The following is a 15,175-nucleotide window of genomic DNA, read 5'->3' on the forward strand; positions in this document are numbered from 1 at the left end:
CATGTTCCACCCCTATGTATCCAGGAAGAAGCAGCCACCGTGTCTGACCAGAACCTGAACGACGCCATCGAGCCGGAAGAGTCCGTGGACGACGAGCTCGACATCGTCGAGGGCGCGGACGAGGTGGACGAGTTCGAGGCTGCCGAGGCCGAAGCGGGCGAACCCGCGGAGGAAGCCGCACTCCACGTCGAGGGCGAGGAAGCCGACGAGGACGTCGAGGCCGAGGACGTCGTCGACGAGGCCGAGGAAGAAGAGCCGGCCGAGCCCGTCGACCCCGTCGTCGCCCTGCGCGAGGAGCTGCGCACCCTCCCCGGCGAGTGGTACGTCATCCACACGTACGCCGGCTACGAGAACCGCGTGAAGACCAACCTGGAGCAGCGCGCCGTCTCGCTGAACGTCGAGGACTACATCTTCGCGGCCGAGGTGCCGCAGGAAGAGGTCGTCCAGATCAAGAACGGCGACCGCAAGACCATCCGTCAGAACAAGCTCCCCGGCTACGTGCTGGTGCGCATGGACCTGACGAACGAGTCCTGGGGCGTCGTCCGCAACACCCCCGGCGTCACCGGCTTCGTGGGCAACGCGTACGACCCGTACCCGCTGACCCTGGACGAGATCGTCAAGATGCTCGCCCCGGAGGCGGAGGAGAAGGCCGCCCGTGAGGCCGCCGAGGCCGAGGGCAAGCCGGCTCCGGCCCGCAAGGTCGAGGTCCAGGTGCTGGACTTCGAGGTGGGCGACTCGGTCACCGTCACCGACGGCCCGTTCGCCACGCTCCAGGCCACGATCAACGAGATCAACGCCGACTCGAAGAAGGTCAAGGGCCTCGTCGAGATCTTCGGCCGCGAGACCCCGGTCGAGCTGAGCTTCGACCAGATCCAGAAGAACTAGCGTCCTCTGGAGCACAAGCCTCCGATCAGGTCAGACAGGCTTTCGCAGCCGGTCTGACCTGCTCGGTTTTTGGCCGCGCATGGATACCCGTTATCGTTGTGCGGTATGCCTCCATCCGGATCATCCGGAATGAGGCTGAAAACTCTCACTAGGACCCGGAGAGAGCAATGCCTCCCAAGAAGAAGAAGGTCACGGGGCTCATCAAGCTCCAGATCAACGCCGGTGCGGCCAACCCCGCGCCGCCGGTCGGCCCCGCGCTCGGCCAGCACGGCGTCAACATCATGGAGTTCTGCAAGGCCTACAACGCCGCGACCGAGTCGCAGCGTGGCTGGGTGATCCCGGTGGAGATCACGGTCTACGAGGACCGCTCCTTCACCTTCATCACCAAGACGCCGCCGGCCGCGAAGATGATCCTCAAGGCCGCTGGTGTCGAGAAGGGCTCCGGCGAGCCGCACAAGACCAAGGTCGCCAAGATCACCGAGGCGCAGGTCCGCGAGATCGCCACGACCAAGCTTCCCGACCTGAACGCCAACGACCTGGACGCCGCGTCGAAGATCATCGCCGGCACCGCCCGCTCCATGGGCATCACGGTCGAGGGCTGATCCCCAGCCCCGTAGCACCTTCGTAGCACCGTGGAAGGGCCTGCTCGGCCCGTACCACGACTCCTCAAGACACACAGGAGCAGTAGTGAGCAAGCGCAGCAAGTCCCTCCGCGCTGCGGACGCCAAGATCGACCGGGAGAAGCTCTACGCCCCGCTCGAGGCCGTCCGTCTCGCCAAGGAGACCTCCACGAGCAAGTTCGACGGCACCGTCGAGGTCGCCTTCCGCCTGGGCGTCGACCCGCGCAAGGCCGACCAGATGGTCCGTGGCACCGTGAACCTGCCGCACGGCACCGGCAAGACCGCCCGGGTCCTGGTCTTCGCGACCGGTGACCGTGCTGCGGCCGCGGAGGCCGCGGGCGCCGACATCGTCGGCTCCGACGAACTGATCGACGAGGTCGCGAAGGGCCGTCTGGACTTCGACGCCGTCGTCGCCACCCCGGACCTCATGGGCAAGGTCGGCCGCCTCGGCCGCGTGCTCGGTCCGCGTGGTCTGATGCCGAACCCGAAGACCGGCACGGTCACCCCCGACGTGGCCAAGGCCGTGACGGAGATCAAGGGCGGCAAGATCGAGTTCCGCGTCGACAAGCACTCGAACCTGCACTTCATCATCGGCAAGTCGTCCTTCGACGACGAGAAGCTGGTGGAGAACTACGGCGCGGCGCTGGAGGAGATCCTCCGTCTGAAGCCGTCCGCCGCCAAGGGTCGTTACATCAAGAAGGCCGCGATCAGCACCACGATCGGCCCCGGCATCCTGGTCGACCCGAACCGCACCCGCAACCTTCTCGTCGAGGAGGACCCGGCCGCGGTCTGAGCCTGACAGCTCACCCTCAGTCGGCGACGAGCCCCGCAACCTTTCGAGGTGCGGGGCTCGTCCCTTTTGCCGTACGTATCTTTTTTCGTACGACTGTCAGTGCTGTGCGTTAGCGTTCAGTGACAGGAATCCATGGGGGTGGGACGAATGAAGCGCACGACCCTGCGCCGCGCGGGCCTCTCGATCGTCACGGCGGCCCTGCTGACGGGGGTGACGGCCTGCGGGGGTTCCGGTGGTTCCGGCGGCTCCGACGGTTCCGGGAAGGGCGGGGACGACAGGCCCCGGCTCAGCCCCATCGCGGCCCTGCGCACCGCCGAGAAGTCCACCGACGGCGCCGACTCCGCGAAGGTCGAGTCGACCACGACCATGGGCTCGGTGATGTCGATGACCGCCGACGGCGCGCTCGGCTGGGGGGACGGCCTCACCGGCACGCTCACCATCACGTACACCGGCGGCACCATGGCCGACACCATGCGCCAGATGGGCACCACGTCGATGGAGGCCCGCTATCTGCCCGACGCCTACTACGCGAGGATGGGCGACACCTTCGCGGAGCAGGCCGGCGGCCGGCACTGGATCAGATACGCGTACGACGACCTGGAGAGCCTCGGGGGCAGCTCCGGCGCGTATCTGAAGGACCAGATGCAGAACACCACCCCCAACCAGTCGGTGAAGCTGCTGCTGGCCTCCGGGGATGTCCGGGAGGTCGGTGAGGAGAAGGTGCGGGGCCAGCGGACCACGCACTACTCGGGGACGGTCGAGGTGGCGGATCTCGCCGAGAAGAACTCCGACCTCAGCCGGAGCCAGCTCGACGACCTGCGGAAGACGCTGGAGCAGGCCGGCGTCACCACGGAGACGATCGACATCTGGGTCGACGACCGGGATCTGCTGGTCAAGAAGGTCGAGAAGGGCGAGACCACGGCCGGCGCCTACGCCCAGACCGCGTACTACACCGACTACGGCACGGAGGTCTCCGCCGAGGTGCCTCCGGCGAGCGACACAGCGGACTTCTCGGAGCTCGTGAAGCAGCAGGGGGCGGGCACCGGCTCGTAAATCACGGGACCTCCCCCGATCCCCGGTATATCTTCACGATCTTGCTGTGAACCGGCCGTGTGGTCGCTGTATCGGGTTCTGGGGGAAGTGGGATGAGGGTTTCCGTGGGTGTCCTCGGGCTGGCCGCGCTGCTCGTCGCCGGGTGTGCGGCGGCGGGCGGCACGGAGAGCGGGGGTGACTCCGCCGCCGCGGCCGCCGTCGCCCGGGCCGCGGAGAAGGCGGAGGAGACCGTCTCCCTGCGCTACCGCATGACCGGGCGGACGCCGGAGGAGGGCCGGATCACGGCCGAGGCGGCGATCGGCGTCGCGCCGCCGGCCATGAGCCTGAAGTCCACCAGGCTCAGCGGGCCCGACCGGGGCACGGGCGAGTTCCGGCTGGTCGGCGGGGTGCTGTACGTCGGCACCGACGAAGCCGGGGAGGACGGTAAGCACTGGATCAGGTTCGGGGCGCCGGGCAGCTCCGACACCCCCAGCGGCATCGAGGTCGACACCGGCACGATGGTGGACCGGGTCCGGGACAACCCCTCCCACGAGGGCGGCTTCCTCACCGCGGCCGACGACCTGAGGACGGCCGGTTCCGAGACGGTCGAGGGCGTGCGCACCACCCGCTACACGGGAACGGCCACCGTCGACGACATCCGCGTCGCCTACCGGGACGAGGACAAGGCCGTCCGGCAGCGGACCGAGAAGAGCCTCGCCCAGTACGAGAAGCAGGGCGTGGACGCACTCACCATGGATCTGTGGGTCGACGCCGAGGACCGGACGCGGAAGCTGCGGGTGCAGGGCTTCGGGCGGCACGGGGAACTCGACCTCACCCTCACCTTCCTCGACTTCGGCAAGCCCGTGACCGTGAAGGCGCCGCCCGCCTCGGACACGCTGGACATGGCCGAGGAGCTGAAGAAGGGCCGCGAGTGAGGGCCGTCCCGGCCCCGTACGGGCGGATTTGCTTGACGGCGCCCCGTTCACGTACTCTCCTCGAGAAGCCAAAGACCGCTGGTCGTTGCCGTGCTCTCGCAAGAGGGGGCGGTGGCCGAAGGATCCGCTGCAATGCGGACGACCCGCGCAGGTGTCAGTGGATACGCTCCCGGATCGGAATCCTCCCACGGAATTCGTTCGGTCGAGCTACGCCCCGTGCGCCTGCGCCGGGGCGTTTCGTTTGTCCCAGCCCCTTCTGAGCGGTCCTCATCACCCGGAAGGAGGCCGACGCTCTATGGCAAGGCCCGACAAGGCTGCCGCGGTAGCCGAGCTCGCGGACCAGTTCCGCAGCTCGAACGCCGCTGTGCTGACCGAGTACCGGGGTCTCACCGTGGCGCAGCTCAAGACGCTGCGTCGTTCGCTCGGTGAAGACGCCCAGTACGCCGTGGTGAAGAACACGCTGACCAAGATCGCGGCCAACGAGGCCGGGATCTCGACGCTCGACGACCTGTTCAACGGTCCGACGGCGGTTGCCTTCATCACTGGTGACCCGGTGACGTCGGCGAAGGGTCTTCGTGACTTCGCCAAGGACAACCCGAACCTCGTCATCAAGGGCGGTGTCCTTGACGGTAAGGCGCTGTCCGCCGACGAGATCAAGAAGCTTGCGGACCTCGAGTCCCGCGAGGTTCTGCTCGCCAAGCTGGCGGGCGCCATGAAGGGCAAGCAGTCCCAGGCTGCCTCGCTCTTCCAGGCGCTTCCGTCGAAGTTCGTCCGCACCGCGGAGGCGCTTCGCGTCAAGCTGGCCGAGCAGGGCGGTGCCGAGTAATTCGGCTCGCACTTTGACCGCCGCCTGAGGCGACGGTCGACGCGGGCCGAACGTACGCCCGCCGACATGTACATCCGGCACCTGCCGAATTGAATGGAAGGATCGCCCACCATGGCGACGAAGCTGTCCCAGGAAGAGCTGCTCGCGCAGTTCGAGAACCTCACCCTCATCGAGCTCTCCGAGTTCGTGAAGGCGTTCGAGGAGAAGTTCGACGTCACCGCCGCCGCCGCGGTCGCCGCTGCCCCGGCCGGCCCCGCCGCCGCCGCCGAGGCCGTCGAGGAGCAGGACGAGTTCGACGTCATCCTCACCGGCGCCGGCGAGAAGAAGATCCAGGTCATCAAGGTCGTGCGCGAGCTCACCTCCCTGGGTCTGAAGGAGGCCAAGGACCTCGTCGACGGCGCTCCGAAGCCCGTCCTCGAGAAGGTCGCCAAGGAGGCCGCTGAGAAGGCCGCCGAGTCCCTCAAGGCCGCCGGCGCCTCGGTCGAGGTCAAGTAACACCTCCCGGTCGGCGACGACCGGACGCGCAGGCTGAATCAGTCCCTCCGGGGCTGTAACGCTCACGCACCGAAGAGCGATCATCCATCTGGGTGGTCGCTCTTCGGCGTTCCTGGGAGCGCGGCCACGGTTGCCTTGCACCCCCGTGACCGGGGGGTATGGTGATCTTCATCGTGTCTCCGGGCGCCCGAGTCGCGCAGGGGGGCCTTGACGAACCGCACGCAGCGCGCAATTCTCAGGACGCGTCGTCACAAGGATCCGAATCCGAGGCATGGATCGACGGCGAAGAGGGCAGTATCACCGTGCGTTGAGGGCTAGCAGACCGAGGGCGTTGAGAACTACGAGGGTCTCCAGAAACCCGCACTGGACATCAGTGTGCCAAGTGGCTACACTGACCCTTTGCGCTGCCTGTTAGCTGTTCCCTGCCCGTCACCAGGGGCATGCCCTCACTTGAGCCGGACGACCAGACAATCCCCGACCTGGGATTTCTGTCTCTGTGCGCAGGAGAGGAGCCGGTACGCGCGTAGTGAGTCCGAGCCCTCGGAAGGACCCCCTCTTGGCCGCCTCGCGCAACGCCTCGATCGCGAATACGAACAACGCCGCCAGCACCGCCCCGCTGCGCATCTCCTTTGCAAAGATCAGGGAGCCCCTCGAGGTTCCGAACCTTCTCGCGCTGCAAACCGAGAGCTTTGACTGGCTGCTCGGCAACGACGCCTGGAAGGGTCGCGTCGAGGCCGCCCTGGAGTCCGGTCAGGACGTCCCCACCAAGTCCGGTCTGGAGGAGATCTTCGAGGAGATCTCTCCGATCGAGGACTTCTCCGGGTCGATGTCGCTGACCTTCCGCGACCACCGTTTCGAGCCTCCGAAGAACAGCATCGACGAGTGCAAGGACCGCGACTTCACGTACGCGGCCCCGCTCTTCGTGACGGCCGAGTTCACCAACAACGAGACCGGCGAGATCAAGTCCCAGACGGTCTTCATGGGCGACTTCCCGCTCATGACCAACAAGGGCACCTTCGTCATCAACGGCACCGAGCGTGTCGTCGTGTCGCAGCTGGTCCGTTCGCCGGGTGTCTACTTCGACTCCTCGATCGACAAGACGTCCGACAAGGACATCTTCTCCGCCAAGGTCATCCCGTCCCGGGGCGCCTGGCTGGAGCTCGAGATCGACAAGCGCGACATGGTCGGTGTCCGCATCGACCGCAAGCGCAAGCAGTCCGTCACCGTCCTTCTGAAGGCTCTCGGCTGGACCACCGAGCAGATCCTCGAGGAGTTCGGCGAGTACGAGTCCATGCGCGCCACCCTGGAGAAGGACCACACCCAGGGCCAGGACGACGCGCTGCTGGACATCTACCGCAAGCTGCGTCCGGGCGAGCCGCCCACGCGTGAGGCCGCGCAGACGCTGCTCGAGAACCTCTACTTCAACCCCAAGCGCTACGACCTGGCCAAGGTCGGCCGCTACAAGGTCAACAAGAAGCTCGGCGGCGAGGCCCCGCTCAACGCGGGTGTCCTGACCGTCGAGGACGTCATCGCGACGATCAAGTACCTGGTCAAGCTGCACGCCGGGGAGACCGAGACGGTCGGTGAGTCCGGTCGCTCGATCATGGTCGAGACCGACGACATCGACCACTTCGGCAACCGTCGTATCCGCAGCGTCGGCGAGCTCATCCAGAACCAGGTCCGCACGGGTCTGGCTCGTATGGAGCGCGTCGTGCGCGAGCGCATGACGACCCAGGACGTCGAGGCGATCACGCCGCAGACCCTGATCAACATCCGGCCGGTCGTCGCCTCCATCAAGGAGTTCTTCGGCACCAGCCAGCTGTCGCAGTTCATGGACCAGAACAACCCGCTGTCGGGCCTGACGCACAAGCGTCGTCTCAACGCCCTCGGTCCGGGTGGTCTGTCCCGTGAGCGGGCCGGCTTCGAGGTCCGTGACGTGCACCCGTCCCACTACGGACGCATGTGCCCGATCGAGACCCCCGAAGGCCCGAACATCGGTCTGATCGGTTCGCTCGCCTCCTACGGCCGCGTCAACGCGTTCGGTTTCGTGGAGACGCCGTACCGCCGGGTCACCGAGGGTGTCGTCACCGACGAGGTCGACTACCTGACGGCCGACGAAGAGGACCGGTTCGTCATCGCGCAGGCCAACGCCACGCTCGACGACGACCTGCGCTTCACCGAGAACCGCGTCCTGGTCCGCCGCCGTGGCGGTGAGGTCGACTACGTCCCCGGTGACGACGTGGACTACATGGACGTCTCGCCGCGCCAGATGGTGTCGGTCGCGACCGCCATGATCCCGTTCCTCGAGCACGACGACGCCAACCGTGCCCTCATGGGCGCGAACATGATGCGTCAGGCCGTGCCGCTCATCAAGAGCGAGGCCCCGCTCGTCGGCACCGGCATGGAGTACCGCTCCGCCGTCGACGCCGGCGACGTGGTCAAGGCCGAGAAGGACGGTGTGGTCCAGGAGGTCTCCGCGGACTACATCACCACGACCAACGACGACGGCACGTACATCACGTACCGCCTGGCCAAGTTCTCCCGGTCCAACCAGGGCACCTCGGTCAACCAGAAGGTCATCGTCAACGAGGGCGACCGGATCATCACCGGTCAGGTCCTCGCCGACGGCCCGGCCACCGAGAACGGCGAGATGGCCCTGGGCAAGAACCTGCTCGTGGCGTTCATGCCGTGGGAGGGTCACAACTACGAGGACGCGATCATCCTGTCGCAGCGCCTCGTGCAGGACGACGTCCTCTCCTCGATCCACATCGAGGAGCACGAGGTCGACGCCCGTGACACCAAGCTCGGCCCGGAGGAGATCACCCGGGACATCCCGAACGTCTCCGAGGAGGTCCTCGCCGACCTCGACGAGCGCGGCATCATCCGTATCGGTGCCGAGGTCGTCGCCGGCGACATCCTCGTCGGCAAGGTCACGCCCAAGGGCGAGACCGAGCTGACGCCGGAGGAGCGCCTGCTGCGCGCCATCTTCGGTGAGAAGGCCCGTGAGGTCCGTGACACCTCGCTGAAGGTGCCGCACGGCGAGATCGGCAAGGTCATCGGCGTCCGCGTCTTCGACCGTGAGGAAGGCGACGAGCTGCCGCCGGGCGTGAACCAGCTGGTTCGGGTCTACGTGGCGCAGAAGCGCAAGATCACGGACGGTGACAAGCTCGCCGGCCGTCACGGCAACAAGGGTGTCATCTCCAAGATCCTGCCCATCGAGGACATGCCGTTCCTCGAGGACGGGACCCCGGTCGACATCATCCTCAACCCGCTGGGTGTGCCGTCCCGAATGAACCCGGGACAGGTGCTGGAGATCCACCTCGGCTGGCTCGCCAGCCGCGGCTGGGACGTCTCCGGTCTCGGCGAGGACTGGGCGCAGCGCCTTCAGGGCATCGGCGCCGACCGGGTCGCCCCGGGCACCAACGTGGCCACCCCGGTCTTCGACGGTGCGCGTGAGGACGAGCTCGCGGGTCTGCTGAACCACACCATTCCGAACCGCGACGGCGAGCGCATGGTGCTCCCGACCGGTAAGGCGCGGATGTTCGACGGCCGTAGCGGTGAGCCGTTCCCGGACCCGATCTCGGTCGGCTACATGTACATCCTGAAGCTGCACCACCTGGTCGACGACAAGCTGCACGCCCGCTCGACCGGTCCGTACTCGATGATCACCCAGCAGCCGCTGGGTGGTAAGGCGCAGTTCGGCGGTCAGCGCTTCGGTGAGATGGAGGTGTGGGCGCTGGAGGCTTATGGCGCCGCGTACGCCCTCCAGGAGCTGCTGACGATCAAGTCCGACGACGTCACCGGCCGCGTGAAGGTCTACGAGGCCATCGTCAAGGGCGAGAACATCCCCGAGCCTGGCATCCCCGAGTCCTTCAAGGTGCTCATCAAGGAGATGCAGTCTCTCTGCCTGAACGTGGAGGTGCTGTCCAGTGACGGTATGTCCATCGAGATGCGCGACACCGACGAGGATGTCTTCCGCGCTGCGGAGGAGCTCGGCATCGACCTGTCCCGGCGCGAGCCGAGCAGCGTCGAAGAGGTCTGACGGGAGTTCGGCAGGGCTCACGACGTTGAGCCCTGCCGGCCCCGGGACCCCCGTATCAGACCCTAAGACTTACAACCCTGAGAGGGATTGACGCATAGTGCTCGACGTCAACTTCTTCGACGAGCTCCGGATCGGTCTGGCTACCGCTGACGACATCCGTCAGTGGAGCCACGGCGAGGTCAAGAAGCCCGAGACCATCAACTACCGCACGCTCAAGCCCGAAAAGGACGGACTCTTCTGCGAGAAGATCTTCGGTCCGACCCGGGACTGGGAGTGCTACTGCGGCAAGTACAAGCGTGTCCGCTTCAAGGGCATCATCTGTGAGCGCTGCGGCGTCGAGGTGACCCGCGCCAAGGTGCGCCGTGAGCGGATGGGCCACATCGAGCTCGCCGCTCCCGTGACGCACATCTGGTACTTCAAGGGTGTCCCGAGCCGTCTGGGCTACCTGCTCGACCTGGCTCCCAAGGACCTCGAGAAGGTCATCTACTTCGCGGCGTACATGATCACGTACGTCGACGACGAGCGCCGGACCCGTGACCTGCCCTCGCTGGAGGCGCACGTCTCCGTCGAGCGTCAGCAGATCGAGAACCGTCGCGACGCCGACCTCGAGGCCCGCGCCAAGAAGCTCGAGACCGACCTGGCCGAGCTCGAGGCCGAGGGCGCCAAGGCCGACGTGCGCCGCAAGGTGCGCGAAGGCGCCGAGCGGGAGATGAAGCAGCTGCGCGACCGCGCCCAGCGCGAGATCGACCGTCTCGACGAGGTGTGGGCCCGCTTCAAGAACCTCAAGGTCCAGGACCTCGAGGGCGACGAGCTGCTCTACCGCGAGCTGCGTGACCGCTTCGGCACGTACTTCGACGGCTCGATGGGTGCCGCGGCGCTGCAGAAGCGCCTGGAGTCCTTCGACCTCGACGAGGAGGCCGAGCGCCTCCGCGAGATCATCCGCACCGGCAAGGGCCAGAAGAAGACCCGCGCGCTCAAGCGCCTCAAGGTCGTCTCCGCGTTCCTGCAGACGAGCAACAGCCCCAAGGGCATGGTGCTCGACTGCGTGCCGGTCATCCCGCCGGACCTTCGCCCGATGGTGCAGCTGGACGGTGGCCGCTTCGCGACCTCCGACCTGAACGACCTGTACCGCCGTGTGATCAACCGGAACAACCGCCTGAAGCGCCTTCTCGACCTCGGTGCGCCCGAGATCATCGTGAACAACGAGAAGCGCATGCTCCAGGAGGCCGTAGACGCCCTCTTCGACAACGGTCGTCGTGGTCGCCCGGTCACCGGTCCCGGTAACCGCCCGCTGAAGTCCCTCAGCGACATGCTGAAGGGCAAGCAGGGTCGATTCCGTCAGAACCTGCTCGGCAAGCGTGTGGACTACTCCGCGCGTTCCGTGATCGTCGTCGGTCCGCAGCTGAAGCTGCACCAGTGCGGTCTGCCGAAGGCGATGGCGCTGGAGCTCTTCAAGCCGTTCGTGATGAAGCGCCTGGTCGACCTGAACCACGCGCAGAACATCAAGAGCGCGAAGCGCATGGTGGAGCGCGGCCGCACGGTCGTGTACGACGTCCTCGAAGAGGTCATCGCCGAGCACCCGGTTCTGCTGAACCGTGCGCCCACCCTGCACCGCCTCGGCATCCAGGCCTTCGAGCCGCAGCTGGTCGAGGGCAAGGCCATCCAGATCCACCCGCTCGTCTGCACCGCGTTCAACGCGGACTTCGACGGTGACCAGATGGCCGTGCACCTGCCGCTCTCCGCGGAGGCGCAGGCCGAGGCCCGCATCCTGATGCTGTCCTCGAACAACATCCTCAAGCCCGCCGACGGCCGTCCGGTGACGATGCCGACCCAGGACATGGTCCTCGGTCTGTTCTTCCTCACCACCGACGGTGAACTGCGTGACACCAAGGGCGAGGGCCGCGCGTTCGGCTCCACGGCCGAGGCGATCATGGCGTTCGACGCCGGTGAGCTCGCGCTGCAGTCGGCGATCGACATCCGCTTCCCGGTGGGCACCATCCCGCCGCGCGGCTGGACCCCGCCGGCCCGCGAAGAGGGCGAGCCGGAGTGGCAGCAGGGTGACACCTTCCGCCTGCGGACGACCCTGGGCCGCGCGCTCTTCAACGAGCTGCTGCCCGAGGACTACCCGTTCGTCGACTACTCGGTGGGCAAGAAGCAGCTCGGCGAGATCGTCAACGACCTCGCGGAGCGCTACCCCAAGGTCATCGTGGCGGCGACGCTCGACAACCTGAAGGCGGCCGGCTTCTACTGGGGCACCCGCTCCGGTGTCACCGTGGCCATCTCCGACGTCGTCGTCCCCGAGGCGAAGAAGGCCATCGTCGCGGGCTACGAGGCGCAGGACGAGAAGGTCCAGAAGCAGTACGAGCGCGGTCTGATCACCAAGGAAGAGCGCACGCAGGAGCTCATCGCGATCTGGACCAAGGCGACCAACGAGGTCGCCGAGGCGATGAACGCGAACTTCCCCAAGACGAACCCCATCTTCATGATGGTTGACTCGGGTGCCCGAGGAAACATGATGCAGATGCGGCAGATCGCCGGTATGCGTGGTCTGGTGTCGAACGCGAAGAACGAGACCATCCCGCGTCCGATCAAGGCCTCGTTCCGTGAGGGCCTGTCCGTCCTCGAGTACTTCATCTCGACGCACGGTGCCCGTAAGGGTCTGGCCGACACCGCCCTGCGTACCGCCGACTCGGGTTACCTGACCCGTCGTCTGGTGGACGTCTCGCAGGACGTCATCATCCGCGAGGAGGACTGCGGCACCGAGCGCGGTCTGAAGCTGCGGATCGCCTCGCACGACGAGGCCGGCGTGCTGCGCAAGGCCGAGGACGTCGAGACCAGCGTCTACGCCCGCATGCTCGCCGAGGACGTCGTCATCGACGGCAAGGTGATCGCGCCGGCCAACGTGGACCTGGGCGACGTGCTCATCGACCAGCTCGTGCGCCACGGTGTCGAGGAGGTCAAGACCCGTTCGATCCTGACCTGTGAGTCCCAGGTCGGCACCTGCGCCATGTGCTACGGCCGCTCGCTGGCCACCGGCAAGCTGGTCGACATCGGTGAGGCGGTCGGCATCATCGCCGCCCAGTCCATCGGTGAGCCCGGTACCCAGCTGACGATGCGTACCTTCCACACCGGTGGTGTGGCCGGTGACGACATCACCCAGGGTCTGCCGCGTGTCGTCGAGCTCTTCGAGGCCCGTACCCCGAAGGGTGTCGCCCCGATCTCCGAGGCCCAGGGCCGCGTGCGGATCGAGGAGACCGAGAAGACCAAGAAGATCGTCATCACGCCGGACGACGGCAGCGACGAGACGGCGTTCCCGATCTCGAAGCGCGCCCGTCTTCTGGTCAGCGAGGGCGAGCACGTCGAGGTGGGCCAGAAGCTCACCGTGGGTGCCACCAACCCGCACGACGTGCTGCGCATCCTGGGTCAGCGTGCCGTCCAGGTCCACCTGGTCGGCGAGGTCCAGAAGGTGTACAACTCGCAGGGTGTGTCGATCCACGACAAGCACATCGAGATCATCATCCGGCAGATGCTGCGCCGTGTGACGATCATCGAGTCCGGCGACGCCGAGCTGCTGCCCGGCGAGCTCGTCGAGCGCTCGAAGTTCGAGGTCGAGAACCGTCGTGTGGTGCAGGAGGGCGGTCACCCGGCCTCCGGTCGTCCGCAGCTCATGGGTATCACCAAGGCCTCGCTGGCCACGGAGTCCTGGCTGTCGGCGGCGTCCTTCCAGGAGACGACCAGGGTGCTGACGGACGCGGCGATCAACGCCAAGTCCGACTCCCTGATCGGCCTCAAGGAGAACGTCATCATCGGTAAGCTCATCCCGGCCGGTACGGGTCTGTCCCGCTACCGCAACATCCGGGTCGAGCCGACCGAGGAGGCCAAGGCCGCGATGTACTCGGCCGTCGGCTACGACGACATCGACTACTCGCCGTTCGGCACGGGCTCCGGCCAGGCCGTTCCGCTGGAGGACTACGACTACGGTCCGTACAACCAGTAAGGCGTACGTCTGACGTACTGAAGGGCGGTCACCCCGTTGCGCGGGGTGGCCGCCCTTCGGCATGCCCGGGAAGCGGCGCTAGCGGCCGGTCAGCTCCCAGGCGGCGACGGCGACCGTGGCGAGACCGGCCAGGGCGCCGATGCTGGCCAGCGGCCAGCGGGAGCGTTCCAGGGCGTCGAGGCGCTGTTCGTGGTCGGCGATCTGTTTGTCGGTCTGGTCGCTGCGCTGGACCAGCAGGGCGAGCGAGCCGTCGACGCGGGCGAAGCCGGCCTCCACGGTGCCGCGCAGCCGCTCCAGTTCCAGGGCCACGGCGGCCGGGTCGGAGAAGGGTTCGTTCACGCGTCGCTCTTTTCGCTGGGCGTTCCGCCCGCCGGGGTCTCCGTGCGCAGCCATGAGGGGAGCAGGGTCTGCACGGCGGGCAGCGCCATCACCCTGGTCAGGCCGGCGGCGGCGGTGAGTGCCGCGGCGACCCAGGGCAGGGTGCCGGGGATGTCGGCGGCGTCGACGACCGTCGGCAACAGGACGCACAGGCCGACAGCGGTCTGGAGGACGGTACGGAGGGTGCGCTTGGCGGCCTCTGACATCGGGAGCCTCGTTTCTCAGGAGGTGTACGGGACCTTCAGCGCCGCCCAGGACTTGGCGCCCGGCCAGCCGTCGGCGGACGAGCCGGTGTAGCCGAGCTTGCGCTGCCACTTGGCGTAGGAGAGCCGGTCGGCCTCGGTCCACTGCGGGCCGGGACCCGAGGCGTAGGCGGAGCAGCCGACGGCGACCAGCCGCTTGCCCAGCGCGGTGACGATCGCCGACCTGGGGTTCTTGCGGAACCAGGCGGCGCCGGGGAAGGGCTGGAACTGCGGCTTGCCGGTGCCGGTGCCGGTGCCGGGGGTCGGGGTTGTCGGCTTGCCCAGCCGGGCCGCGACCCGGGCGCGGAAGTCGGCCATGGTGAAGCCGCGTGGGTCGATCTTCGTGCTGGTCCACTCCTTGTGGCCGATCACGGAGGCGGCCGACCAGCCGTGCGCCCGGCACAGCGCGGCGGACGCGCGGACCATGGCGTCCAGCTGCACCGCGGGCCAGGGGTCCTTGCCGTCGCCGAGGTTGACGCATTCGAAGCCGTAGAAGTGGACGTTGCCGTCCGTGTCGTTCCGGTTCGGCGCGGGCAGCGCCTTCTCGGCGATGACGGCCTTCAGGACGTCGCCGTCACCCCTGCCCGCGTGGTTGGCGCGGCCGTTGCCGACGAGGTGGACCGTGCCGTCCTTGGCGATCACCCCGTGGCAGAGGGGGCCGGGCAGGGCGGAGTGGCCGTTGAAGCACAGGCTCACGCTGTCGCTGGTCCCGGAGGTCACGGTGTGGTGGACGACCACCCCGTTGACCGGGCCCCAGCTTCCCTTGTGATTGCGGTTGTTGGCGCGCCATCCGGAGTGCTCGACGACGGTGACGCCCTCGGCCCGCAGCGCGGACACGAGGGCGTCGGCGGAGAGGGGGTTGGCCATGGTGGTGCCTCCCTGGGGAGTGTTCGGGCAGGAGAAAACCCCGGCCGGCGGGGGAGCGGCTCG

Annotated in this window: 12 protein-coding genes; 9 read left to right on the forward strand and 3 right to left on the reverse strand. The window is 67.4% G+C overall.

Annotation, left to right across the window (positions count from 1 at the left end):
• Positions 1–39 precede the first annotated feature (39 nt).
• From nusG to J2X68_RS10285, 9 genes are all read left to right on the forward strand, one after another.
• Positions 40–885 (forward strand): transcription termination/antitermination protein NusG, encoded by an 846-nt coding sequence (nusG, locus tag J2X68_RS10245; RefSeq protein ID WP_310432170.1) that lies wholly within the window; start codon positions 40–42, stop codon positions 883–885.
• 167 nt (positions 886–1,052) lie between these two features.
• Positions 1,053–1,487, forward strand: coding sequence for a 50S ribosomal protein L11 (gene rplK, locus J2X68_RS10250; RefSeq protein WP_020132675.1), 435 nt, complete (start codon positions 1,053–1,055; stop codon positions 1,485–1,487).
• 85 nt (positions 1,488–1,572) lie between these two features.
• Entirely contained in the window at positions 1,573–2,298 is a 726-nt protein-coding gene (gene rplA, locus J2X68_RS10255) for a 50S ribosomal protein L1 (RefSeq protein ID WP_062640256.1), read from the forward strand.
• A 147-nt stretch (positions 2,299–2,445) separates the two neighbouring features.
• Positions 2,446–3,351 (forward strand): hypothetical protein, encoded by a 906-nt coding sequence (locus J2X68_RS10260; protein WP_310432171.1) that lies wholly within the window; start codon positions 2,446–2,448, stop codon positions 3,349–3,351.
• Positions 3,352–3,443: 92 nt separating this feature from the next.
• The gene (locus J2X68_RS10265; protein WP_310432172.1) at positions 3,444–4,265 is read left to right on the forward strand and encodes a hypothetical protein; all 822 of its coding nucleotides are present in this window, start codon (positions 3,444–3,446) and stop codon (positions 4,263–4,265) included.
• A gap of 295 nt (positions 4,266–4,560) precedes the next feature.
• A complete protein-coding gene (rplJ, locus tag J2X68_RS10270; protein WP_020132671.1) occupies positions 4,561–5,091 on the forward strand; it encodes a 50S ribosomal protein L10 in 531 nt (176 codons plus the stop codon).
• 111 nt (positions 5,092–5,202) lie between these two features.
• Positions 5,203–5,586: a 50S ribosomal protein L7/L12 gene (gene rplL, locus J2X68_RS10275; RefSeq protein ID WP_310432173.1), complete on the forward strand. Its 384-nt coding sequence runs from the start codon at positions 5,203–5,205 to the stop codon at positions 5,584–5,586.
• A 556-nt stretch (positions 5,587–6,142) separates the two neighbouring features.
• A complete protein-coding gene (gene rpoB / locus J2X68_RS10280) occupies positions 6,143–9,628 on the forward strand; it encodes a DNA-directed RNA polymerase subunit beta (protein ID WP_310432174.1) in 3,486 nt (1,161 codons plus the stop codon).
• Between the two features lie 97 nt (positions 9,629–9,725).
• Complete coding sequence (locus J2X68_RS10285; protein WP_062640268.1) at positions 9,726–13,625, forward strand: DNA-directed RNA polymerase subunit beta'; 3,900 nt, start codon at positions 9,726–9,728, stop codon at positions 13,623–13,625.
• 78 nt (positions 13,626–13,703) lie between these two features.
• Here J2X68_RS10285 and J2X68_RS10290 read toward each other — a convergent pair whose 3' ends face one another.
• From J2X68_RS10290 to J2X68_RS10300, 3 genes are read right to left on the reverse strand one after another with little or no spacing between them, the layout of a single operon-like run.
• Positions 13,704–13,964, reverse strand: coding sequence for a hypothetical protein (locus tag J2X68_RS10290; RefSeq protein WP_310432175.1), 261 nt, complete (start codon positions 13,962–13,964; stop codon positions 13,704–13,706).
• A complete protein-coding gene (locus J2X68_RS10295) occupies positions 13,961–14,209 on the reverse strand; it encodes a hypothetical protein (RefSeq protein WP_310432176.1) in 249 nt (82 codons plus the stop codon). Before J2X68_RS10295 ends, J2X68_RS10290 begins: the two co-directional genes overlap by 4 nt.
• A gap of 15 nt (positions 14,210–14,224) precedes the next feature.
• Positions 14,225–15,112 (reverse strand): peptidoglycan-binding protein, encoded by an 888-nt coding sequence (locus J2X68_RS10300; protein ID WP_310432177.1) that lies wholly within the window; start codon positions 15,110–15,112, stop codon positions 14,225–14,227.
• Between the last annotated feature and the right edge of the window lie 63 nt (positions 15,113–15,175).

The organism is Streptomyces sp. 3330, assembly GCF_031456635.1.
Classification (GTDB): domain Bacteria; phylum Actinomycetota; class Actinomycetes; order Streptomycetales; family Streptomycetaceae; genus Streptomyces.